We start from the raw sequence: 21,591 nt of genomic DNA on the forward strand, positions 1-21,591 counted from the left end.
GGTCATGTCAGAAAAGAGGGGCAACCGTGCGGATGCACGGTCTCTGTCTGACTGCCGAACGGGTGCCGAAAAGTGAGAGGGGGCCGGGGCAATTTCTTTTCTGGGCCGACATTGCCAGTGGATGGGATGCCGGCTGGCAGCGGCGACCTGCGCTGACCGGCGTGTGTCGAATGGGCAGAACCGGGTGAATTGGTTGGCCAGGTTGATCTACTTCGGCTGGTGGATCTGGGTTGAACTGAATGGAACCGTCGATCAGCCGCACCAAGTTACTCATCTTTTGATAGCTGCCAGCGCTTTCCCATCAAGCGGTAGCGGCCGATTTTCTTCACATTTTCATCCTCAGGGCGCAGCACGCGGCTTGAGCGTGACCCACCAGCGTGTGGTCCAGACCACCTCCACCGGCACGGCCGCGGTCAGCGCCAGCAGGGCCTGGTCGGTGTCCGCCAGGGGCAGCGTGCCCGTCACACGCAACCCGGCCACACGGGGGTCGACACCCAAGTGGCCGACCCGGTGCCGCGCGAGCATGGCCACCACCTCGCCCAAGGGTTGGTTGTCCACGACCAGCATGCCGTCCTTCCAGGCATCGGCATCGGGCGGGGCCACCCACGGGTCCACCCGCCCGCCCTCCAGCCGCGCGCCCTGCCCGGCCGACACGATGCGCTCGGCAGCGCACGGCTCGGACGCCGCTGCCGCACAGGTCGCCGGGCGGGCCGCGACGGCCGACTGGGTGACGGCGACCTCGGTGGCGGGCGTGCCACGGCCCTGTGCTTCACCGATACCAGGGGTGTGCGCCTGTGGCCAGCGGCGCACGGTGAAGCGGGTGCCCAGGGCGCGAAGGCTGCCGTCCTCGGTCAGCACGACGAACGGGCGCCGCTCGGCCGGGTCGGCATGGCTGGTTTCCACGGCCACCTCGCCCGCGCGCAGGTGGATGGCGCGCTGGTCTTGGCTGAACACGACATCCACAGCGCTGCGGGTGTTCAGGTGCAGCACGGTCTGGTCGGGCAGCACGATGGTGCGGCGCTCGCCGGTGGCGGTGCGGTGGTCGGCCAGCAGTTGGCCCACGGGCTGGTAGCGGTCCAGCACCAGCACGCCGCAGGCCACCGCCAATGCCAGGCCCAGCACGGCGCCCGCCACATGGGCAGAACGGCGCCGGCGCGGTGGCAGCAGCAACGCTGCGCGGGCTCCGGGACCTGCGGCGGCGCGGGTCAGGTGCTGGTCGATGTCGCCCAGTTGGCGCCAGGCGCGGGCGTGGTCGGGGTGTGCGGCCAGCCAGTCGGCCAGGGCTTGGGCGTCCGCCGGCGAGGCGGCGCCCTCGCTCTGGCGCAGTTGCCAGCCGATGGCGGCCTCCAGCACGGCATGCGGCACGGGGTGGTCGTCGCCTGCACCACCAGGTGGGCCACCCGTGGTCCAGCCCGCACTGCTCACGCCGCGCCGCCAAAACGCAGGTGGTAGGCGTGGCGCATGGCGTTGGCCAGGTACTGGCGTACGCGGGGCACCGACACTTGCAACTGCTCGGCAATCTCTGCATGCGTGAGCCCATCGAGCCTGTTCATCAGCCACGCTGCGCGCGTCTTCGGCGTCAGGCCCTGCAGCAATGCATCGACCGCGTGGAGCATCTGCACGGCGGCCATGCGCTCTTCAGGGGATGGCTGCAGCACCTGGGGCTGCAGGGCCAGGTCTGCCAGGTAGGCGCGCTCCAGTTCACCCCGGCGCCAGAAGTCCACCAGCAGCCCGCGTGCCACCGTGGTCAGGTAGGCGCGTGGCTCGCGCATCGCGTCGGGGGCGATGGCGGTGGGCCGTGCGAGCAGGCGCACGAAGGTGTCCTGCGCCAGGTCGGCCGCATCGTCGGCACAACCGAGCCGCCGGCGCAGCCAGGACTGCAGCCACCCGTGGTGGTGGCTGTAGAGCGCGTGCAGGGGGTGAGCGGCAGACATGGCGTGACGGCCTTTTTGAGAATGATTCTCGATTATAGAAACACATTCCCGCCCAGACCCTGGGCACGCCATCACGCAGGCAGGTCGGCAGCGCGCTCAGCGCCGCGCGTTTTCCATCATCGTGGCAACGTCGGCCGGCAGGGTCTTCGGGGTCCCCTGGTCCTGCACGTCCCATTCCTCGCCCCCGGTCAGCAGCCACACGCGCACCGTGTCGGTGGCGGCGTGCACAACGACGGCGGCGGCCTCCGTGCTGCCTTCGTGCGGCCGGTTGCCGGTGATGTAGAGCATGGAGCCGTCTTGCCGCAGCGGCCCACTCACCTGCAGGTTGTCCAGCAGCACGTTGTAGTTGGCAAGACCGAGCAGCCCACGCAGCCGCTCGGCCAGCGGGCCGGCACGCAGGAAGTCTGAGCCCCCGACCGGATAGTTGCCCACCTGGGTTTGCAGGTTCGCCCAGGGATTGGCGGGCGCGGCAGCAATGTCGTTGGGCACAGGACGCGCGACCTTGCGGGGCGCAGTGGGTGCGGTGGGCACCGTGCCCCCGCAACCTGGCAGCAGCATCACCAACGCAAGAGCGGCCAGCACGGCGCGCGACAAGGGGGCTGGGGAGACAGGGCGCATGATCGGAGCTTCTTTCTAAAAAGGGCAGCGGGGCAAAAAGGTCTGCGAGCTTAGCCGGTTCCTGCCGGCACCCGTCCCCCTAAAATCGCATCTTTCGCCTTCCAACCGCCATGACAGAACACGCCCGCCCCGTCCGCTCGCAATACGAAGACTTCATGCGCCACGTGTTCACCCATGGGGTGCACAAGTCCGACCGCACCGGCACCGGCACGACCAGTGTGTTCGGCCACCAGATGCGGTTTGATTTGAAAGAAGGCTTTCCGCTGGTCACCACGAAGAAGGTGCACCTCAAATCCATCATCCAGGAGCTGCTGTGGTTCCTCACGGGGTCGAGTAACAACAACTGGCTGAAAGAACGCGGCGTGACCATCTGGGACGAATGGGCGCGCGAGGACGGCGACCTGGGCCCCGTGTACGGCGTGCAGTGGCGCAGCTGGCCCACACCGGACGGCGGACACATCGACCAGATCAGCGATGTGATCAAGACGCTCAAAACGAATCCCGACTCGCGCCGCATCATCGTGAGTGCCTGGAACGTGGCCGAGTTGAACAAGATGGCGCTCATGCCCTGCCACGCCTTCTTCCAGTTCTACGTAGCGCCAGCGCAGGAGCCCGGCGGGCGCGGCACGCTCAGCTGCCAGCTTTACCAGCGCAGCGCAGACATCTTTCTCGGCGTGCCGTTCAACATTGCCAGTTATGCCTTGCTGACGCACATGGTGGCGCAGCAGTGCGACCTGGACGTCGGCGACTTCATCTGGACCGGTGGCGATTGCCACATTTACAGCAACCACCACGAGCAGGTGCAGACGCAGCTAGCGCGTACGCCTTACCCCTACCCCGTGCTGAATATCAAGCGCCGCCCGGACAGCATCTTTGGCTACGAGTACGAAGATTTTGAAGTGTTGGAGTACCAATGCCATCCGGCGATCAAGGCGCCTGTCGCGGTCTGATCCTTTAAGCGACTTTTTCGCCCCGCCCTGTTGAGCCTGCCGGCAGGTGACACCTGGCGCTGGCCACTCACCCTACAACCTACATCTAAGAGTTTTCATCCATGTCTTCCGGCGGATTTCACGTACACGGCCCCCACGACCACGCGGTAGAGCATGCGGCGCACGGCCACGCTGACCATGCAGCGGAGCACAGTGCCGAAAGCGGCAGCGGCTCGTCGATGAACAAGATCGCGATGTTCACCGCCATCGTGGCCACGGTGGGCGCGATCTTCTCGTACATGGGCGGGGCCACGCAGGCCAATGCTGGCCTGCTCAAGAACGACGCAGCCATCAAGAAGACCGAGGCATCCAACCAGTGGAATTACTTCCAGTCCAAGAGCACCAAGCAGTCGCTGGCGGAGCTGGCCCGCGACCTGGCGCCCGATGACCGCAAAGCCGGCTACCAGACCAAGATCGAGCGTTACGAGACCGAGAAAAACGAGATTAAGGTCGCGGCCGAAAAGCTCGAAGCCGACGCCCACGAATTCGACCGCAAGAGCGAAGTTCAGATGCACCAGCACCACCGCTGGGCCCAGGCCACCACGGCGCTGCAGGTTGCGATCGCGCTGGCCGCCATTGCACTGCTCACGCGCAAGAAGTGGCTCGAGTACGGCATGTATGGCGTGGCGGCACTGGGCCTGGGAGTAGGCGTGATGGCGGCATTGCATATCTAAGAGCCTGATCAAAGGACCCGAAGACCATGCCCCTGCACCTCATCTACGCCCGCGCCGCCAACGGCGTTATCGGCAAGGACAACACCATCCCCTGGCACATTCCGGAGGACATGGCGCACTTCAAGCAGCTCACGCTGGGTTGCCCCGTTGTCATGGGCCGCAAGACCTGGGATTCGCTGCCGCCGCGTTTTCGGCCGCTGCCGGGCCGCACCAATATCGTTGTCACGCGCCAGGGCGACTGGCAGGCCGACGGCGCTGAGCGGGCTGCCAGCTTGCAGGACGCACTGCAGCAAGCCCCTGCCGGCCAGACCGTGTGGATCATCGGCGGCGCCCAGATCTACGCCGAGGCCTTGCCCCTGGCCGACCGGCTGGAGGTGACTGAAATCGACCAGGCTTTTGACGGGGACGCCTACGCGCCTGCATTGGGCGCGGAATGGGCAGAATCAGCGCGCAGCCACCATGTCAGCACCAACGGCTTGGCGTTCAGCTTTGTGACCTATGTGCGCGCCAGCTGATGCGCCGCAGATGGATTACTCATAAATTGATAGCTTAAAACGCTTATAAATCAAGCGCTGGAGGCCAAAAAACATGCAAATTGCGACTTGGAACATCAACTCCCTCACCGTCCGCCTGCCGCAAGTGCTGGCTTGGCTGCAAGCCAACCCGGTGGACGCCCTGTGCCTGCAAGAGCTCAAACTCACTGACGACAAGTTTCCGCACGATGCGCTCAAGGAGGCGGGCTATGGGGCGGTGACCTTTGGCCAGAAAACGTACAACGGCGTGGCCATCCTGAGCCGCCACCCGATGCGCGACGTGGTGCGCAACATCCCGGGCCATACGGATGAGCAGGCGCGCGTGATCGCCGCGACGATTGACACGCCTGCCGGTGCCCTGCGGCTGGTGAACTGCTATTTCGTCAACGGCCAGGCCCCTGGGTCGGAAAAGTTTGCCTACAAGATGCTGTGGCTGTCCGCCCTGCACCGCTGGCTGCGCGAGGAGTTGCTGGCCCACCCGCGGCTGGCGCTGCTGGGGGACTTCAACGTTGCGCCGGAAGATCGCGATTCGTTCGACCCCGTGGGCCTCAAGGACACGATTCACCACACGGTGGAAGAGCGCCAGCACTTTCAGGATTTGATTTCGCTGGGCCTCACCGATACCTTTCGCATGTTCGACCAGCCCGAGAAGGCGTATTCGTGGTGGGACTACCGCATGCTGGGCTTTCAAAAGAACCGCGGCCTGCGCATCGACCACATCCTGGTCAGCGATGCTCTGCGCCCGAGCGTGACCGGCTGCACGGTCGACCGCGCTCCGCGCAAAAACCCGCAGCCGAGTGACCATGCACCGGTGGTGTTGACGATGGCGTGAGGGCCAACGCGGTCTACGGGGTATGAACGTTCGTCAAGGGGGCCGCGACCCGCGAAGCAACGCACAGCGCGCTTAGTTCGGACTGCGGGGGTGAGCAGGTGAGCAGGTGCAGTGGAAAGCGCAAACGGCAGCAACGCCATGGCCGTCGATTTCGCTCGGTGGTCAAAGCGATGCGATGCGATGCGTTGCCTAGCCACGCAAAGCGAAAAAGGCTGCAAGGTATTTACCTCGCAGCCTTTGTTTTACCTGGCCGATGCTGAACGCTTTGCAGCAGAGGCTACATCTTCAGCACCCCGCCAAAAGCCCACGGGTGAGCCCTCGGCGCGGTTTATCGAACTGATCAGGTGTTGGCGAACGAATCGCGCAGGCCGCGCACTTCGTCGTGGTTGCGCTGTGCGCCTTGGGCCTGGCGCTCCACCAGAGCACGCACGTCGGCAGGCAGCGTAGCCTTCAGCGCCTTGCGGTAACGGGCCACAGCCGCGTCTTCACCGCGTTCGCATTCTTCCAGCACAGCCTTGTCATCGTTGATCGACAGGGCCGACTTGACCGACACCCAGCCGCGGTGCAGCGCACCGGCCACGGTGCCACCCGATGCAGGCTCGCCACCCAGACGACGGACATGCTGCTCAAGTTCGGTCCCGGCGGCGGCGCACTCTTGTGCATGGCGCTGGAACACGTTCTTGAGCTGGGCCGAAGTGGCGCGTTCGGCGCAGGCCTTGAAGCCATATTCACCATCACGGGCAGATTCAAGCAGGTCGTTGAGCACATCCACCGTGTCTTCGGTGTCGGCCACATCCAGGGGGTCGTTGTTGTTCAAGCGCGCGGTTGCGGCGCGGTCCCACGCAGCGCGGGCTGCGGGACGGGCGTCCGTCCAGGCCAAACCGTCGGCATGGCGTGCGCGCCAGTCATCAGCCAGACGGGGTTCGACAGCCTCGAAGTCACCTTCGTAGCGGTCTACCGAGGACCAGCCCAGCTCGTAAGCAGGACGGTATTGGTCATAGGTGCGGCCACCCACGTAGTAGGGCTCGCGATGGTAGGTCTCACGCCAGTAGGCGTCTTCTTCCGTAGGGTTGACTGCTTCGGCAGCGGCCTTGCCAGCCAGGCCGCCGGCCACGGCACCGGCTACAGCACCCACTGCAGCACCGACAGGGCCGCCAAAGGCACCGGCGGCGGCACCAGCAGCTGCACCGCCCATGGCCGCACCCACGCCGGTTCCGACAGGATGGGCACCTGGTTCGTTGGTCAGGGGGTCACGGTTGGCATCGTTGAAATCCGACATAGAAGCTCTCCGGTTGGTTAACAGTGACTTCATTGTTCAAGTCACACCGGGGGAACGAGGTCGGCCCATGGAGGGCCTGCATGTAGGACGCGAACCAGCCCTGCCGGGCGTGCGACTTACACCCTAGGCAGGCCTGGTGGCATCCCATTGTGCAGAATGCAGCTACACCGATTGCTATGCTTTTAATAGCTTCATGCGCTTATATGTCAAGCGCTATCGGCCATTTTTATACTTCATCCGGCGCATCCAGGCCCAGTTCCTGGATTTTGCGCGTGATGGTGTTGCGGCCGATGCCCAGGCGCTGCGCGGCTTCCATCCGGCGGCCGTGGGTCGCGGCCAACGCCGTGCGGATCAGGCGAGATTCGAAGCGCCGCGTGAGCGCGTCCCACACCTCGGGCTGACCGCCAGAGAGAAGTTTTTGCGCCTCGGTTTCCAGCGCCTGTTCCCAGGTGTTGCTGACGTTCACTGCAGCGGGCGCGACGGGGGCCCCGGCGCCATCGGGCGCACCCGACCACGCAGCCGCTGCTGGGCCGCCGGACGCCCCGCCCACGGCCGTGGCCGAGGTGGCTGGGGGATGTATGCCGCCGACCCGCTCAGCGGGCGCCGCCGGAGTGCTGGCGTATGGGGCTGCCGCGCCGGATCCAGGGTGAGCCTGCTGTTGCGCCGCGGCGGCCTCGCTGGCCGCGCCAACACGCTGCGCCAATTGGGAGACCGGGGCCTCGAGCACCTCTGGCGGCAAATCCTGCTGCGAGATGACCTGTGCCGGCGCCATGACCGTGAGCCAGTGGCAGATGTTCTCCAACTGGCGCACGTTGCCCGGAAACCCGAACTGCTCGAGCCGCGCAATGGCCGAGTCGGCAATGCGCTTGGGCTCCACACCCAGCTGCCGCGCGCTTTGCTGCAGAAAGTGGCGCGTGAGCACGGGCACGTCTTCGCGCCGCTCGCGCAGCGCAGGCAGGCGCAGGCGGATGACGTTCAGGCGGTGGAACAAGTCCTCGCGGAACCCGCCCTCCTTCACGCGCCGCTCCAGGTCCTGGTGGGTCGCAGCGATCACGCGCACGTGCGACTTGACGGCAGCGTGGCCCCCCACGCGGTAGAACTGGCCGTCCGACAGCACGCGCAGCAGGCGCGTCTGCAAATCAAAGGGCATGTCGCCGATTTCATCGAGGAACAGCGTGCCGCCCTCGGCCTGCTCGAAGCGACCGCGCCGCTGCGTCTGCGCGCCGGTGAAGGCACCGCGCTCGTGGCCGAAGAGTTCGGATTCGAGCAGGTCCTTGGGAATGGCCGCAGTGTTGATGGCGACAAATGGGCCGTCGGCTACCGGCGAATGCTTGTGCAGCGCACGCGCCACCAGCTCTTTGCCGGAGCCCGATTCGCCGGTGATGAGCACGGTGACCTGGCTTTGGCTCAGTCGGCCGATGGCGCGGAACACGTCCTGCATGGCGGGCGCCTGGCCCAGCATTTCGGGGGCCTCTGCCTGGCGCTCTTCGGTGACCTCTTCGCGCTGGCTTTCTTCGACGGCGCGGCGGATGAGCTCGACGGCTTTGGGCAGATCAAACGGCTTGGGCAGGTATTCAAAAGCGCCGCGCTGGAAGGCCGAGACGGCGCTGTCGAGGTCGGAGTACGCGGTCATGATGATGACCGGCAGACCGGGCTGGAGCTCACGTACTTTTTCCAGCAGTTGCAGGCCCGAACCGCCGGGCATGCGGATGTCGCTCACCAGAACCTGGGGGCCCTGCCGGGCCGGGTCCCCAACCGTGACGTCGGCCAGGGCGTCGAGCACTTCCCGCGGGTGGGTGAAGCTGCGCGTAGGGAGGTTTTCGCGCGCCAGGGCTTTTTCGAGGACGAAGCGGATCGAGGGGTCGTCATCTACTAACCAGATCGGCTTCATATGTTTTTCTTACCTTCCCTGTGGTGGTGTGTCAGGGGACCTCAGGGCAAGGGAATCAGGATTCGGAAGTCGGTGCGACCCGGTACGCTGTCGCATTCGATCAACCCGTGGTGCCGCTGTACAAAGGTTTGTGCCAGCGTGAGCCCCAGCCCCGATCCGCCGTCCCGACCCGACACCAGAGGATAAAAAATCCGCTCCTTGATCGCGTCGGGCACGCCCGGTCCGTTGTCGATGACATGCAATTCCAGTGCCAGCCGATAGCGCTGGCGACCAAACGTTACTTGTCGCGCGACACGGGTGCGCAGCGTGATGACGGCGTCGCCTGCAGCAATGCGCTCGGTCAGCGCCTGTGCAGCGTTCTGCACGATGTTCAACAGCGCCTGGATGAGCTGCGCGCGGTCGCCGCGGAACTCGGGGATCGAAGTGTCGTAGTCGCGCACGACCTTGAGGCCCTGCGGATACTCCACCAGCACGAGCGAGCGAACGCGTTCGCACACCTCGTGGATGTTCACATCGCCTACCAGGTGCGGATGCCGATGCGGCGCCAGGAGCCGGTCCACCAGGCTTTGCAGCCGGTCGGCTTCGTGGATGATGACCTGCGTGTATTCGGTCAGCTCGCGGCTTTCAAGCTCCATCTCCAAAAGCTGCGCCGCGCCGCGGATGCCACCCAGCGGGTTCTTGATCTCATGGGCCAGATTGCGGATCAGCTCCTTGTTGGCCTGCGCCTGGTCAATCAGGCGCTCTTCGCGGTCCTGCCGGGCCTGCTGCTCCAGCGGCCACAGCTCCACCAGAATCTCGCCCACTTGCTCGGCGTCGGCCACGCTCACATGCACGGGCACCGGGTCCTGGTGAAGGCGTTTGAGGCCGGCTTCGTAGCGCAACGCGGCGAAGTCCTTGCCGCGGGCACCCGCCAGCGCGGTCTGCAGCAACGCGGGGTCGGTGAAGAAGGTGGAGAAGTCGGCGCCCTCGAGGGTGCGGCGCGAAAGGCCCAGCGTGTTCTCCAGCGCGGCGTTGGCAAACTGCACGGCCCCGTCGGCCCGCAGCACTGCCACCAAGGTAGACATCAAGTCCAACGAATGAAAACGCCCCGTGTCGGAGGACGGGGCATCAGCGGCAGAAGGAAGGTCGCTCACGCGAGTGCGGTGTGGCAAAAGGTCAGACAGAGTCGCTGGGCGATCCGCTCAATTGGCCGGCAGGCGTGAGATCTCGCGCTTGATGCCGGCAATATCGCTCTCGCTGCGGGCTACGTTGGCCTTGAGCTCAGCCGTGCGCTCCATGTAGCGCTGGGGGTTGCGCAGATCGAGCGCGTTGCGCTCGGGATTGCCGCCGTTGTATTCCTTCACCAGGTCGGCATGGCGGGCTTCGGCCTTGCGCAGTTCTGACTCGAGGATCGCGCGGGCATCAGAGTCGCGGGCCTTCTGGTCGTTGTTGTTGACGCGGGGTGCCGAGGGCGGCGATGCCGAGGATGGGGCAGCAGTACCCCCACCACCCGACGCAGGCGCCGCGGCACCCGCGGGGCGGGTGCCCTGCACCACGGTGACGTTGCCGCCTTCGACCAGCTTGCAGCCGCGCTCCCTGGCCTGTTGCGCGTTGTTCGTGTATTCGTTGCCGCAGCGGTAAATGCGGTCTTGGGCCCAGACGGCGGGAGCCGTCGCAGCAATCAGTAACAGGGTAATCAGCGTTTTCTTCATTCGGTTTCCTCGCACTGCCATGCAGGGGGTGCGGTGAGTATCCACCAATCACCTTGCATCGCCAATCCAACACCAGCAGGCCTGCACAGGGCATTGCTCAAGGACACAACGGGCGAGCAGTGGGTTCCGTTGCACAGCGCGCCACCGACGCGCCATGAAAAAAGGCGGCTTGCGCCGCCTTTTTCTAGAGGTAACAACCTGCAGGCAGGCGATTACAGCGAGTAGTACATGTCGAATTCGACAGGGTGAGGAGCCATGCGGAAGCGCGTGACTTCGCCCATCTTCAGCTCGATGTAGGCATCCAGCATGGAGTCGGTGAACACACCACCCTTGGTCAGGAACTCGCGGTCCTTGTCCAGGTATTCCAGCGCTTGGTCCAGGCTGTGGCACACGGTAGGCACCAGCTTGTCTTCCTCGGGCGGCAGATGGTACAGATCCTTCGTGGCGGCTTCGCCGGGATGGATCTTGTTTTCCACACCGTCCAGGCCGGCCATCATCAAAGCCGAGAAGGCCAGATAAGGGTTGGCCGATGGATCGGGGAAGCGTGCTTCGATGCGGCGGCCCTTGGGGTTGGCGACGTAAGGAATGCGGATCGAAGCCGAGCGGTTGCGGGCCGAGTAGGCCAGCTTCACAGGGGCTTCGAAGCCGGGCACCAGACGCTTGTACGAGTTCGTCCCGGGGTTGGTAATGGCGTTCAGGGCACGTGCGTGCTTGATGATGCCGCCGATGTAGTACAGCGCGAAGTCCGACAGGCCAGCATAGCCGTCGCCTGCGAACAGGTTCTTGCCATCCTTCCAGATGGACTGGTGCACGTGCATGCCGGAGCCGTTGTCGCCGGCGTAGGGCTTAGGCATGAAGGTGGCGGTCTTGCCGTAGGCGTTGGCCACGTTCCAGACAACGTACTTCAGGACCTGGGTCCAGTCAGCGCGCTCGACCAGCGTGCTGAAACGCGTGCCGATTTCGTTCTGGCCAGCGCCCGCCACTTCGTGGTGGAACACTTCGACCGGGATGCCCAGGGATTCGAGGATCAGGGACATTTCAGCGCGCATGTCTTGCGTGCTGTCGACGGGGGGCACTGGGAAGTAGCCGCCCTTGACGGTGGGACGGTGGCCACGGTTGCCGCCTTCGAGCTTGGAGCCCGAGTTCCATGGGGCTTCGTATTCTTCGATTTCGCTGAACACGCGGCCGGGTTCGTTGCTCCAGCGCACGCCGTCGAAGATGAAGAATTCTGGCTCTGGGCCAAAGAAGGCGGTGTCGCCCAGGCCGGAGGCCTTGAGGTAGGCTTCAGCGCGCTTGGCGATGGAGCGTGGGTCACGGTCGTAGGCCTTGCCGTCACCGGGTTCGATCACATCGCACTGCAGGAACAGCGTGGTTTCTTCAAAGAAGGGATCGATGTTGGCGGTGCTGGGGTCGGGCATGAGTTGCATGTCCGAGGCTTCGATGCCCTTCCAGCCGGCTACCGAGGAGCCGTCGAATGCATGGCCGGACGTGAACTTGTCTTCATCAAAGTGGGAAACGGGCACTGTCACGTGCTGTTCCTTGCCACGGGTGTCCGTAAAACGGAAGTCAACGAACTTGACTTCGTTCTCCTTCACCATCTTCATCACGTCTGCAACGGTCTTGGCCATCAGGTTCTCCTGGGTAAAGCGCTTGTTGAAAAAAAGATTTGCGTAAACAAAAGCAGTTTGCGTGCCAGCCGGGTGCAGGCACCGCACTATGAAGGAGCACTACGGACTGCAGGCCGACAGCACACCGATTGAATTGCACCAATATGGCGCAGTCAGTGGATCATCCAGAGACATCACAAGTTGCGCACCAATTCGGGGCCGCATTGCGCACCAAATTCGTGCAAACCCTGCTGGAGGTCCTTCCACGCAGCGGGGACAAGTGTCGCTGGACCTTTGACACCCAGTTCGATGTGCCGCCCGTATTGTGGATGATCCACGCTGGGCAAACTGAACACGCGGATCGACGGGTGCGACTGTTCAATGCGCTCCATCAAGGGGGTGAGTGCCGCCTCCATCGCGCCGTACACCACGACCGACTGCTCCGTCTGGGGCGTGCGGTTGAAATGTGCGGTGTAGTGCTGGTCCAGCACTCCTTCGATCATCGGCCAGGCCATGACGGGAAAACCCGGCACGAAGTGCACCGCCCCGCCGCCCACGCCGTCGCAGCTGAAGCCAGGGATCTTGTTGTAGGGGTTGGCAATGATGCGCGCACCCGCCGGGAACATGCCCATGTTGAGCCGATGCAGGTTATCCGGGCGGTCCGCCTCGTAGGGCATGCCTTGTTCACGTGCCACGTCCTGCATGCGCTCTCGGATCAGGGCTTCTGCTTCGGGGTGCAGTGCCAGGTCTCGCCCCAGGGCGCGCGCTGCGCATTGCCGCGTGTGGTCATCCGGCGTTGCGCCGATACCGCCGCAAGAGAACACGATGTCGCTCGAAGCGAAGGCTCGCTGCAAGGTGGCCGTAATACGGTCCGGGTTGTCGCCCACGTAGTCCGCATAGGCCAGCGCAAGTCCGCGGGCTGCCAGCAGTTCAATGACCTTGGGCATGTGCTTGTCGGCACGCTTGCCCGACAGGATTTCGTCGCCGACGATGATGAGGCCAAATGTGGGTGTCATGACGAAGGGGTTTGGTTGGCGGGAGATGCCGGCGGTGGCAACGCGACGACGGGTGCCGGTGCGGCGAGACCATCGAAGGTGCTAGCGCCCGCACCCTGGGCCGACACGATGTCCGCGGGCGTGAACGAGGCGTCCGGCGCTGCGGCCGCAGCTTCTGCGCGCAAGCGCTCCAGGGCAGCGAGTGCGTAATGCGCGAACCACAACGAAGAGAAAGCAAATACGAGCGTATAGATCCAGATCGCCAGCGGCACCAGCACAAAAAATGCGGCCGCAAACACCACGCCCGAAGCCCAAACGATGCTGGGCGCCGCGCCCAGGTAACCCGTAACAATGCCGATGCCCAGCAGACTGCTGCGGTGCCGGCGGAAAATTTCCTGGCGCTCTTCTTTGGTGGCGTGGTCTGCGAGCGCATCAAACACCATGACCCGGTAGGTGAGCCAGCCCCAGATCAACGGTGGCAGGATCAGCACCAGGGGTGGCACCAGCCACAGCGGCACAGACACCACCAGGGCGATGAGAGCCAGCACGGTCGATCCAAGCGACCAGGCGATGCTGGCGATAAAGGAGCCGCCCTTCTTGCGCTCCAGCGCCGGGAAGCGCCGGTCTGCCACCAAGGCCACCAGCGCGGGCGTCATCAACACGGCCACGAGCAGCAGGGATACCACCACCAGAACCGGTGCGACCGCCAGCACCACCATCAATGGGGCGACGACTCCCGTCACATCCCCCAGACCCCAGCCCTGCAACCAACCCCAGAAGCTCGTCAGCCATGCAGAAGCGTCCAGCAGCCCACGCATGCCGTGCACCGCTGCATCCCAATAGAAATAGCCCAGACCCAGCGCCAGCGCCACCATCACCAGGAGCGGCAAGATCGACAGGGCGATCACACGCGGGCGCAGACAATACGCCGCGGCACGCCAGAAGGAATCGAGCAGTAGTCCCATGTCGGCGAGCATACCTTCTGGAACGGTTGAAGGGCCTTTCAGGCCCGGCCCAGCAGCCGGAGCACGCCCCGCCACTGCTGCGACCAAAAACCGCGGCCATAGTCGCGCACTTTGCCGTCGGGGCCGGGCTCCACCTGATCACGAACACCGGTTGGGTCATAACGCTGTTCGAAATTGGCGGTGCGCAAAAGGATGTCCCACCACGGAAGCAGCACGCCAAAATTGTGGCCACCCAACACCACGCGGTACCTCGGGGGATTGCCCGACGCGGTGTCCATTGGCTTCAACGTTTCGTGGCCGATGCCAATGCTGTGGTGCAGGCGATGAAACCGCGGGCTGACCCACAGCCGCTCGCCCCAGTGCCCAAACCACAGCCGCACGTTGGCGTGCTGAAAGCTTTCACTGAGCTGCGTAATGACCACGATGGCGATGAACTGACCCGGGGCAACGCCAATAAGCTGAGCGACCACGACCAGGATGGTGTCGCGCAGCAGGTCATCAAAGAGGTGGTTGCGGTTATCGCTCCACATGGTCATCTGGCGCTGCGCATGGTGCAGCGAGTGCAGGCGCCACCACCATTCAAAGTGATGTTGGCCGCGGTGGATCCAGTAGTCTACGAAGTCGAACACGACGAGGTAAAGCAGCAGGCTGACCCAGGGCACATCGGTGAAGCCGGGCCACACACCATCCAATTGAAAGGTGCTGATGCCGGCCATTCGCAAGGTGCCGAAGAGCGAATCCGCCAGCGGGTCCACCGCCAGGAACAGACCCAGCCGGAACAGACCCAACCGGTGGACCAACGTGTAGAGAATGTCCGTGCGCACCGTGGCGCGGTCAGTGACCGCCTCCACGGGCTTCCAGCGCTGCAGCGGGCCGATCACTGCCGCAATGACCACCAGCTGGAGCAGCCCCACCAAAATCCAGCCTGAAGCTTCGTAGCCACTCTCCAATTGGCTACCCAGCCCCACGGAGAACATCAGCGGCTGCACCACGCTCTCAAACAGCCACTGTTGCGCAGCGTCAAACCCGTTACTCAGCCAATTCAGCCAATCCATCGCTCACGCTCCGTCCATTGGGCCACGCGCATCGCGCGCTGGCGTTTGTCCTCATCGATCGCCCACTGCAATGAGCCCTAGCGGCGAATCGTATTTGCGTAGTCAGGGTGCTCCCGCAGTGTCCTGAAACAAAACCCCCGCTCCTTCAAACCGACGATCAGCGGCTCCAGCACAGCAGGTGCCCAAGGGTCCTTGCGAGACCAGATGCCAAGATGCGCCAGCAAAATATCGCCGCTGCGCACATCCCGCAGCGCCTTGCGCAACAGTGCATCGTTGCTCGCGGTTTCGGTCGGCAATTCATCGCCCAGGAAACCCGCTGGCGACCAGCCGACATGCGCGTAGCCGCAGGCTGCGGCACTTGCAAGCAACTGGGGCGATGTTTTTCCGCCCGGTGCGCGAAACAGCGGCAGTGGCGGCTTGCCGGTAATGCTTTTCAGGCGGTCCGCAGCACGGGTGACTTCTTCGCAGTACTGCTTCGCAGTCAGCACAAAATTTTGCCCCTCGCGCGGCCCCGCCGACGGGCGAACGCGGAAGGATGGATTGCGCGCATCGCCCAGGTCGGCGCGCCAGTAGGTGTGGTCCCAGGTGTGCGAGGCAAACTCGTGCCCCTCAGCCGCACGCGCTTTCCACCAGGGCGCCCAATGGTCACCCAAGCTGTCATCACCTTCCTTCGTGCGCTCATTGGCGGCAAAGAAGGTGACGCGCACTTGCTGGCGCTTCAGGACGTCGGCCACCAGCGGGGCAACACCCATGTGGCCAGTGTCAAAGGTCAGGTAGAGAGGCTTTTCACAGTTATTTTGGGCCCCAGCGCCTGATACATAAGCGCTTAAAGCTATAAAAATAATAGCAATTCGAATCAAGTTGGTTTGCAGGCCAACGGGCTCTACCCTGGCACGCGCAGCTGGCATCACCGTGGAGCGTGTTGCAGCGTCCAGACGCCGTGGGGCGACTTGCCCACCGTGACTTGACGGACCACCTTTTTGGTTTCGGTGTCGACCACAGACAGCTTACGCGCCCAGCGAGAACTCACGTAGATCAGCCGGCCATCGGCAGACACTTCCATGCAGTCCGGGCCTCCTGGCACAGGGAACGACTCCACCACCTGATACGTAGTCATGTCGATCTTGCTGATGGAGTTGGCCACGCGGTTGCTCACGTACAGGTGCCGCCCATCTCCCGCGGCACGGAAAGCGTGGGCACCGTTGCCGGTCTTGATCTTTCGGATGCTCGCCGGCTCGCGGCCGGAAACATCGAAGACCTCTACGCTGTCACTGCCGGTAAGGCCCACAAACAATCGCTTGTCGTCGGAGCTGCCGTAGATGTCCGCAGGCATGGCACCAGTCTTGATGCGCCATTTGATGGTCTGGGTGGCGATGTCGATGGCCACCAGCTCATCGCTGTCCTGCATGGTGGAGTAGACCGTCGTGCTGCGGCTGTCGATCCACAAGTGGCTGGGAGTGCGCGAGGTGGCGACGCGCTGCACAAGCGTGAGATCTTTCCCGTCCCAGCGGTAAAAATCCACATGGTTCAGCCGATTGGCGGCGGTGATGAACCACTTCATGTCGGGAGTAAAACGCAGGTGGTACGGATCCACAATGCCACGCACTGTGCGCTGAACCTGCGCCGTGCGTGGGTCCAAAAAGGTCAGCGTGTCGCCTAGCGCGTTGGCCACGATGATGGATTTTTCATCGGGCGTGAGGTACAGATGGTGCGGCTCTTTGCCCGTCGGAATGCGTGACGTCTCGGTCCAGGTGGCCGGGTCAATCACACTGACGTTGGCCTCCAGAGAATTGAGCACAAACAGCGGTGGCGCTGAAGCCAACACCCCGCCCATCCAGATCGAAAGCCCAGCCAGGGCGATACACGTACGCGCAATCGAAAAAATCTTCACAGGACCACTTTCAACACAGCCTTTGAGTGTAGCGCCGCACTCACCAGCACTTTGATGCGAACACGTAACATCCTTGATCTGGAACGAATTTTTGCTCACCGCGATTGCCGAGTCAAAGTGCGCGGTCAGAGAAATATGGCAACAGATGGTCGCTTGGATCGGCGTGTTTGCACCGTCCAGGGAGTTATATGCGCTTGCGGTCGACGTAGCTCAGCGCACCGCCTGACGAGCTCCTGGTCGGCGATGTCAGTCGATGCGTGTCAACAGTTGGAGATCGCCCTCGCTGAGCCATCTCCACTGGCCCGGACCAAGGTCTTCCGGCAGCTCCATGGCACCGACGCGCGAGCGATGCAAGCCTTCGACGCGATTGCCCACAGCCGCGAGCATTCGCTTGACTTGGTGGTATTTACCTTCAGTCAACGTGAGATTCAGCCGATGCGAATCCACTTGCTCGCATGCCGCGGCTTTCACCGGCTTGGGATCGTCGTCCAGCACCACGCCTGCCAGAAGTTTCGATACCTGCGCGCCATCCACCGGATGCTTGGTGGTCACTTGGTAAACCTTGGGCACATGCTTTTTGGGCGAACTCATGCGATGGATGAACTGGCCGTCGTCACTCAGCAATAGAAAGCCGGTAGTGTCTTGATCCAGTCGACCCACAGCCTGAACCCCTTGCACGGCGCTTTTCGTTGGCCGTTGCCGCAAAGGGGCGGGGAGCAGGGTATAGATGCTGGGATAGGTCGAGGGCTTCTGCGAGCATTCCGTTCCTGCCGGCTTGTGCAAAAGGAGGTATGCCTTGGCTTGGTAAGGCCACTCGACACCCTGGACTTTGAAGCACAACCCGTTCTCATCGAAATCAGCCGCGGCGTCTGTCACCTGAACATAGATCGAACCCTGGTCGGACCGCACCTCGACAAAGCCCTGCTGAATCAAACCGGCGCAGACGCGACGCGTCCCAAATCCCTGGAAGTAAAGAATGTCCTGCAACTGCATCAAGGGCTCCTGCCGCAGGCCCAGTAGGTCCCTGCGCGCTCATATTGTGCGAACGTATTGCCGCTCTCTAGCTTTCGCAATTTCCAAAGCAAAAAACCCCAGTCATATCTGACTGGGGTTTTCTGGGCTGTAAGAGCCTGACGATGACCTACTTTCACACGGGAACCCGCACTATCATCGGCGCAAAGTCGTTTCACTGTCCTGTTCGGGATGGGAAGGAGTGGTACCAACTTGCTATGGTCATCAGGCATAAAGGGTTGCCATACTGAACGCCGCGTGGGGAGTTCAGTACAACGAATTCATAGAGTTAAATCAGCTTTTGGTGTTTTGACTGCGTCAACTTGGCATAACAATCTTTGAGCTTTGCACACATTCATTTCTGGATGCATGCTGGCAATCAAAGTTATAGGGTCAAGCCTCACGAGCAATTAGTATCAGTTAGCTTAACGCATTACTGCGCTTCCACACCTGACCTATCAACGTCCTGGTCTTGAACGACTCTTTAGGGGGCTCAAGGCCCCGGCAGATCTCATCTTGAAACGAGTTTCCCGCTTAGATGCTTTCAGCGGTTATCTCTTCCACACTTAGCTACTCGGCAATGCCACTGGCGTGACAACCGATACACCAGAGGTGTGTCCACTCCGGTCCTCTCGTACTAGGAGCAGGCTTCCTCAAATCTGCAGCGCCCACGGAAGATAGGGACCAAACTGTCTCACGACGTTTTAAACCCAGCTCACGTACCTCTTTAAATGGCGAACAGCCATACCCTTGGGACCGGCTACAGCCCCAGGATGAGATGAGCCGACATCGAGGTGCCAAACACCGCCGTCGATATGAACTCTTGGGCGGTATCAGCCTGTTATCCCCAGAGTACCTTTTATCCGTTGAGCGATGGCCCTTCCATACAGAACCACCGGATCACTATGTCCTGCTTTCGCATCTGCTCGACTTGTCAGTCTCGCAGTTAAGCACGCTTATGCCATTGCACTATCGTCACGATGTCCGACCGTAACTAGCGTACCTTCGAACTCCTCCGTTACGCTTTGGGAGGAGACCGCCCCAGTCAAACTGCCTACCATGCACTGTCCCCGATCCAGATAATGGACCTAGGTTAGAACCTCAAACACACCAGGGTGGTATTTCAACGTTGGCTCCATGAGATCTAGCGACCTCACTTCAAAGCCTCCCACCTATCCTACACAGATCTGTTCAAAGTCCAATACAAAGCTACAGTAAAGGTTCATGGGGTCTTTCCGTCTTTCCGCGGGGAGATTGCATCATCACAAACATTTCAACTTCGCTGAGTCTCAGGAGGAGACAGTGTGGCCATCGTTACGCCATTCGTGCAGGTCGGAACTTACCCGACAAGGAATTTCGCTACCTTAGGACCGTTATAGTTACGGCCGCCGTTTACTGGGACTTCAATCAAGAGCTTGCACCCCATCATTTAATCTTCCAGCACCGGGCAGGCGTCACACCCTATACGTCCACTTTCGTGTTTGCAGAGTGCTGTGTTTTTATTAAACAGTCGCAGCCACCGATTTTTTGCAACCCCGTTGGGCTCGCCTTGTACAGGTTCACCTACTTGGGGCATACCTTCTCCCGAAGTTACGGTATCAATTTGCCGAGTTCCTTCTCCTGAGTTCTCTCAAGCGCCTTAGAATACTCATCTCGCGCACCAGTGTCGGTTTGCGGTACGGTCGTCAATAGCTGAAGCTTAGTGGCTTTTCCTGGAAGCAGGGTATCACTCACTTCGTCTGCAAGCAGACTCGTTATCACCCCTCATCTAAGCCCGGCGGATTTGCCTACCAGGCACGACTACAGGCTTGAACCAACATATCCAACAGTTGGCTGAGCTAACCTTCTCCGTCCCCACATCGCACTATTGATCGGTACAGGAATATTGACCTGTTTCCCATCAGCTACGCATCTCTGCCTCGCCTTAGGGGCCGACTCACTCTACGCCGATGAACGTTGCGTAGAAAACCTTGCGCTTACGGCGAGGGGGCTTTTCACCCCCTTTAACGCTACTCATGTCAGCATTCGCACTTCTGATACCTCCAGCATCCGTCACCAGACACCTTCACAGGCCTACAGAACGCTCTCCTACCACGTGCAATAAATTGCACATCCGCAGCTTCGGTAACTGGCTTAGCCCCGTTACATCTTCCGCGCAGGACGACTCGATCAGTGAGCTATTACGCTTTCTTTAAATGATGGCTGCTTCTAAGCCAACATCCTGACTGTTTTAGCCTTCCCACTTCGTTTCCCACTTAGCCAATTTTAGGGACCTTAGCTGGCGGTCTGGGTTGTTTCCCTCTTGAGTCCGGACGTTAGCACCCGGTGCTCTGTCTCCCAAGCTGTACTCGTCAGTATTCGGAGTTTGCATAGGTTTGGTAAGTCGCCATGACCCCCTAGCCTAAACAGTGCTCTACCCCCGACGGTAATACTTGAGGCACTACCTAAATAGTTTTCGGAGAGAACCAGCTATTTCCAAGTTTGTTTAGCCTTTCACCCCTATCCACAGCTCATCCGCTAGTTTTGCAACACTAGTCGGTTCGGACCTCCAGTACCTGTTACGGCACCTTCATCCTGGCCATGGATAGATCACTTGGTTTCGGGTCTACACCCAGCGACTGATTCGCCCTATTCGGACTCGATTTCTCTACGGCTTCCCTATTCGGTTAACCTTGCCACTGAATGTAAGTCGCTGACCCATTATACAAAAGGTACGCAGTCACCCTTGCGGGCTCCTACTTTTTGTAAGCATGCGGTTTCAGGATCTATTTCACTCCCCTCCCGGGGTTCTTTTCGCCTTTCCCTCACGGTACTGGTTCACTATCGGTCGATTACGAGTATTTAGCCTTGGAGGATGGTCCCCCCATATTCAGACAGGATTTCTCGTGTCCCGCCCTACTTGTCTCTACCTTAGTACCACACGTCTGTTTTCGCATACAGGGCTATCACCTGCTATGGCCGGACTTTCCATTCCGTTTTGCTAACAATCGTGCTATCAATAGAAGGCTCTTCCGATTTCGCTCGCCACTACTTTCGGAATCTCGGTTGATGTCTTTTCCTCGAGCTACTGAGATGTTTCAGTTCACCCGGTTCGCCTCGCATGACTATGTATTCATCATGCGATACCTCTTGCGAGGTGGGTTTCCCCATTCAGAAATCTCCGGATCAAAGCTTATTTGCCAGCTCCCCGAAGCTTATCGCAGGCTATCACGTCTTTCGTCGCCTGTAATCGCCAAGGCATCCACCACATGCTCTTAGTCACTTGACCCTATAACTTTGACGTCTCTTTCGAAACATCGCCATCTAATCTTTCAAGGACTTGCTAGGTCTTTCACCTAGCGCGTTATGCCGTAAACAACTTCAACTCTTTCGAGTTGTCATCGTATTACTTAAGAATTTCAAACTAGGTTTGAATATTCGTTTTGACGCAATCAAAAAATTGTCATCAGAGGCACGGTCTGCACTAAACCTTTACGAATGTGCAGTTTCCTCTGACAACGCTGATTCGACTCTATGAATTTTTAAAGAACAGCCGATTGATCAATCGATATTGATCAACAACAAAGAAGCCTCAACCGTTTCCAGTCAAAGCCGCTTTGGTGTTGAATTATTTCTACCGCTATGTT

The 21,591-nt window shown here is 61.3% G+C and carries 18 protein-coding genes and 2 rRNA genes; 4 read left to right on the top strand and 16 right to left on the bottom strand.

Going from position 1 to position 21,591, the window contains the following annotated elements:
- Positions 1-339: 339 nt before the first annotated feature.
- The 3 genes from ACSQ3Q_RS15870 to ACSQ3Q_RS15880 form a co-directional block, all read right to left on the bottom strand.
- A complete protein-coding gene (locus ACSQ3Q_RS15870; RefSeq protein WP_436135313.1) occupies positions 340-1,425 on the bottom strand; it encodes a FecR domain-containing protein in 1,086 nt (361 codons plus the stop codon).
- The gene (locus ACSQ3Q_RS15875) at positions 1,422-1,934 is read right to left on the bottom strand and encodes a sigma-70 family RNA polymerase sigma factor (RefSeq protein WP_436135314.1); all 513 of its coding nucleotides are present in this window, start codon (positions 1,932-1,934) and stop codon (positions 1,422-1,424) included. The genes ACSQ3Q_RS15870 and ACSQ3Q_RS15875 overlap by 4 nt, the downstream gene beginning before the upstream one ends.
- 96 nt (positions 1,935-2,030) lie before the next feature.
- Complete coding sequence (locus ACSQ3Q_RS15880) at positions 2,031-2,552, bottom strand: hypothetical protein (RefSeq protein WP_436135315.1); 522 nt, start codon at positions 2,550-2,552, stop codon at positions 2,031-2,033.
- Between the two features lie 110 nt (positions 2,553-2,662).
- On the opposite strand from ACSQ3Q_RS15880, the gene ACSQ3Q_RS15885 reads away from it, so the two are divergent.
- The 4 genes from ACSQ3Q_RS15885 to xth all read left to right on the top strand — a co-directional run bounded on the left by ACSQ3Q_RS15885 (position 2,663) and on the right by xth (position 5,580).
- The gene (locus ACSQ3Q_RS15885) at positions 2,663-3,502 is read left to right on the top strand and encodes a thymidylate synthase (RefSeq protein WP_436135316.1); all 840 of its coding nucleotides are present in this window, start codon (positions 2,663-2,665) and stop codon (positions 3,500-3,502) included.
- A gap of 101 nt (positions 3,503-3,603) precedes the next feature.
- Positions 3,604-4,215, top strand: a complete 612-nt coding sequence (locus tag ACSQ3Q_RS15890) for a DUF4337 domain-containing protein (protein ID WP_436135317.1) — start codon at positions 3,604-3,606, stop codon at positions 4,213-4,215.
- A 26-nt stretch (positions 4,216-4,241) separates the two neighbouring features.
- Positions 4,242-4,730, top strand: a complete 489-nt coding sequence (locus ACSQ3Q_RS15895) for a dihydrofolate reductase (protein WP_436135318.1) — start codon at positions 4,242-4,244, stop codon at positions 4,728-4,730.
- A 73-nt stretch (positions 4,731-4,803) separates the two neighbouring features.
- Positions 4,804-5,580 (top strand): exodeoxyribonuclease III, encoded by a 777-nt coding sequence (xth, locus tag ACSQ3Q_RS15900; protein WP_436135319.1) that lies wholly within the window; start codon positions 4,804-4,806, stop codon positions 5,578-5,580.
- Positions 5,581-5,920: 340 nt separating this feature from the next.
- Here the strand turns inward: xth and ACSQ3Q_RS15905 are convergent, their stop codons facing one another.
- The 13 genes from ACSQ3Q_RS15905 to ACSQ3Q_RS15965 all read right to left on the bottom strand — a co-directional run bounded on the left by ACSQ3Q_RS15905 (position 5,921) and on the right by ACSQ3Q_RS15965 (position 21,233).
- Entirely contained in the window at positions 5,921-6,859 is a 939-nt protein-coding gene (locus ACSQ3Q_RS15905; RefSeq protein ID WP_436135320.1) for a ferritin-like domain-containing protein, read from the bottom strand.
- A 226-nt stretch (positions 6,860-7,085) separates the two neighbouring features.
- On the bottom strand, positions 7,086-8,750 hold the full coding sequence (gene ntrC, locus ACSQ3Q_RS15910) for a nitrogen regulation protein NR(I) (protein ID WP_436135321.1): 1,665 nt from the start codon (positions 8,748-8,750) through the stop codon (positions 7,086-7,088).
- Between the two features lie 41 nt (positions 8,751-8,791).
- Positions 8,792-9,814, bottom strand: coding sequence for a nitrogen regulation protein NR(II) (gene glnL / locus ACSQ3Q_RS15915; RefSeq protein WP_436135322.1), 1,023 nt, complete (start codon positions 9,812-9,814; stop codon positions 8,792-8,794).
- A 117-nt stretch (positions 9,815-9,931) separates the two neighbouring features.
- Positions 9,932-10,441 carry a hypothetical protein gene (locus ACSQ3Q_RS15920; RefSeq protein ID WP_436135323.1) on the bottom strand — a complete coding sequence of 170 codons (510 nt, stop codon included), beginning with the start codon at positions 10,439-10,441 and terminating at the stop codon, positions 9,932-9,934.
- Positions 10,442-10,653: 212 nt separating this feature from the next.
- Positions 10,654-12,069, bottom strand: coding sequence for a type I glutamate--ammonia ligase (gene glnA / locus ACSQ3Q_RS15925; protein WP_436135324.1), 1,416 nt, complete (start codon positions 12,067-12,069; stop codon positions 10,654-10,656).
- 173 nt (positions 12,070-12,242) lie between these two features.
- Positions 12,243-13,064 (bottom strand): competence/damage-inducible protein A, encoded by an 822-nt coding sequence (locus ACSQ3Q_RS15930; protein WP_436135325.1) that lies wholly within the window; start codon positions 13,062-13,064, stop codon positions 12,243-12,245.
- Positions 13,061-14,008 carry an EI24 domain-containing protein gene (locus tag ACSQ3Q_RS15935; RefSeq protein ID WP_436135326.1) on the bottom strand — a complete coding sequence of 316 codons (948 nt, stop codon included), beginning with the start codon at positions 14,006-14,008 and terminating at the stop codon, positions 13,061-13,063. Before ACSQ3Q_RS15935 ends, ACSQ3Q_RS15930 begins: the two co-directional genes overlap by 4 nt.
- A gap of 38 nt (positions 14,009-14,046) precedes the next feature.
- Entirely contained in the window at positions 14,047-15,063 is a 1,017-nt protein-coding gene (locus tag ACSQ3Q_RS15940) for a sterol desaturase family protein (RefSeq protein WP_436135327.1), read from the bottom strand.
- A gap of 77 nt (positions 15,064-15,140) precedes the next feature.
- A complete protein-coding gene (locus ACSQ3Q_RS15945) occupies positions 15,141-15,971 on the bottom strand; it encodes a polysaccharide deacetylase family protein (RefSeq protein WP_436135328.1) in 831 nt (276 codons plus the stop codon).
- A complete protein-coding gene (locus ACSQ3Q_RS15950; RefSeq protein ID WP_436135329.1) occupies positions 15,971-16,954 on the bottom strand; it encodes a YncE family protein in 984 nt (327 codons plus the stop codon). The genes ACSQ3Q_RS15945 and ACSQ3Q_RS15950 overlap by 1 nt, the downstream gene beginning before the upstream one ends.
- A 246-nt stretch (positions 16,955-17,200) precedes the next feature.
- Positions 17,201-17,947, bottom strand: coding sequence for a 16S rRNA pseudouridine(516) synthase (locus ACSQ3Q_RS15955; protein ID WP_436135330.1), 747 nt, complete (start codon positions 17,945-17,947; stop codon positions 17,201-17,203).
- 135 nt (positions 17,948-18,082) lie between these two features.
- Positions 18,083-18,195, bottom strand: a 5S ribosomal RNA gene (rrf, locus tag ACSQ3Q_RS15960).
- Between the two features lie 159 nt (positions 18,196-18,354).
- A 23S ribosomal RNA gene (locus ACSQ3Q_RS15965) occupies positions 18,355-21,233 on the bottom strand.
- Positions 21,234-21,591: the final 358 nt, after the last annotated feature.

Source organism: Acidovorax sp. LjRoot129, from assembly GCF_964253765.1.
Classification (GTDB): domain Bacteria; phylum Pseudomonadota; class Gammaproteobacteria; order Burkholderiales; family Burkholderiaceae_C; genus Acidovorax.

Bases quoted from the DNA above. Each gene is read 5' to 3' on its own strand.
- ACSQ3Q_RS15955 (WP_436135330.1), bottom strand. From the start codon at position 17,947: ATGCAGTTGCAGGACATTCTTTACTTCCAGGGATTTGGGACGCGTCGC.
- ACSQ3Q_RS15945 (WP_436135328.1), bottom strand. From the start codon at position 15,971: ATGCCAGCTGCGCGTGCCAGGGTAGAGCCCGTTGGCCTGCAAACCAAC.
- xth (WP_436135319.1), top strand. From the start codon at position 4,804: ATGCAAATTGCGACTTGGAACATCAACTCCCTCACCGTCCGCCTGCCG.
- glnL (WP_436135322.1), bottom strand. From the start codon at position 9,814: ATGTCTACCTTGGTGGCAGTGCTGCGGGCCGACGGGGCCGTGCAGTTT.
- ACSQ3Q_RS15875 (WP_436135314.1), bottom strand. From the start codon at position 1,934: ATGTCTGCCGCTCACCCCCTGCACGCGCTCTACAGCCACCACCACGGG.
- ntrC (WP_436135321.1), bottom strand. From the start codon at position 8,750: ATGAAGCCGATCTGGTTAGTAGATGACGACCCCTCGATCCGCTTCGTC.
- glnA (WP_436135324.1), bottom strand. From the start codon at position 12,069: ATGGCCAAGACCGTTGCAGACGTGATGAAGATGGTGAAGGAGAACGAA.
- ACSQ3Q_RS15940 (WP_436135327.1), bottom strand. From the start codon at position 15,063: ATGGATTGGCTGAATTGGCTGAGTAACGGGTTTGACGCTGCGCAACAG.
- ACSQ3Q_RS15895 (WP_436135318.1), top strand. From the start codon at position 4,242: ATGCCCCTGCACCTCATCTACGCCCGCGCCGCCAACGGCGTTATCGGC.
- ACSQ3Q_RS15905 (WP_436135320.1), bottom strand. From the start codon at position 6,859: ATGTCGGATTTCAACGATGCCAACCGTGACCCCCTGACCAACGAACCA.
- ACSQ3Q_RS15930 (WP_436135325.1), bottom strand. From the start codon at position 13,064: ATGACACCCACATTTGGCCTCATCATCGTCGGCGACGAAATCCTGTCG.
- ACSQ3Q_RS15935 (WP_436135326.1), bottom strand. From the start codon at position 14,008: ATGGGACTACTGCTCGATTCCTTCTGGCGTGCCGCGGCGTATTGTCTG.
- ACSQ3Q_RS15920 (WP_436135323.1), bottom strand. From the start codon at position 10,441: ATGAAGAAAACGCTGATTACCCTGTTACTGATTGCTGCGACGGCTCCC.
- ACSQ3Q_RS15880 (WP_436135315.1), bottom strand. From the start codon at position 2,552: ATGCGCCCTGTCTCCCCAGCCCCCTTGTCGCGCGCCGTGCTGGCCGCT.
- ACSQ3Q_RS15885 (WP_436135316.1), top strand. From the start codon at position 2,663: ATGACAGAACACGCCCGCCCCGTCCGCTCGCAATACGAAGACTTCATG.
- ACSQ3Q_RS15890 (WP_436135317.1), top strand. From the start codon at position 3,604: ATGTCTTCCGGCGGATTTCACGTACACGGCCCCCACGACCACGCGGTA.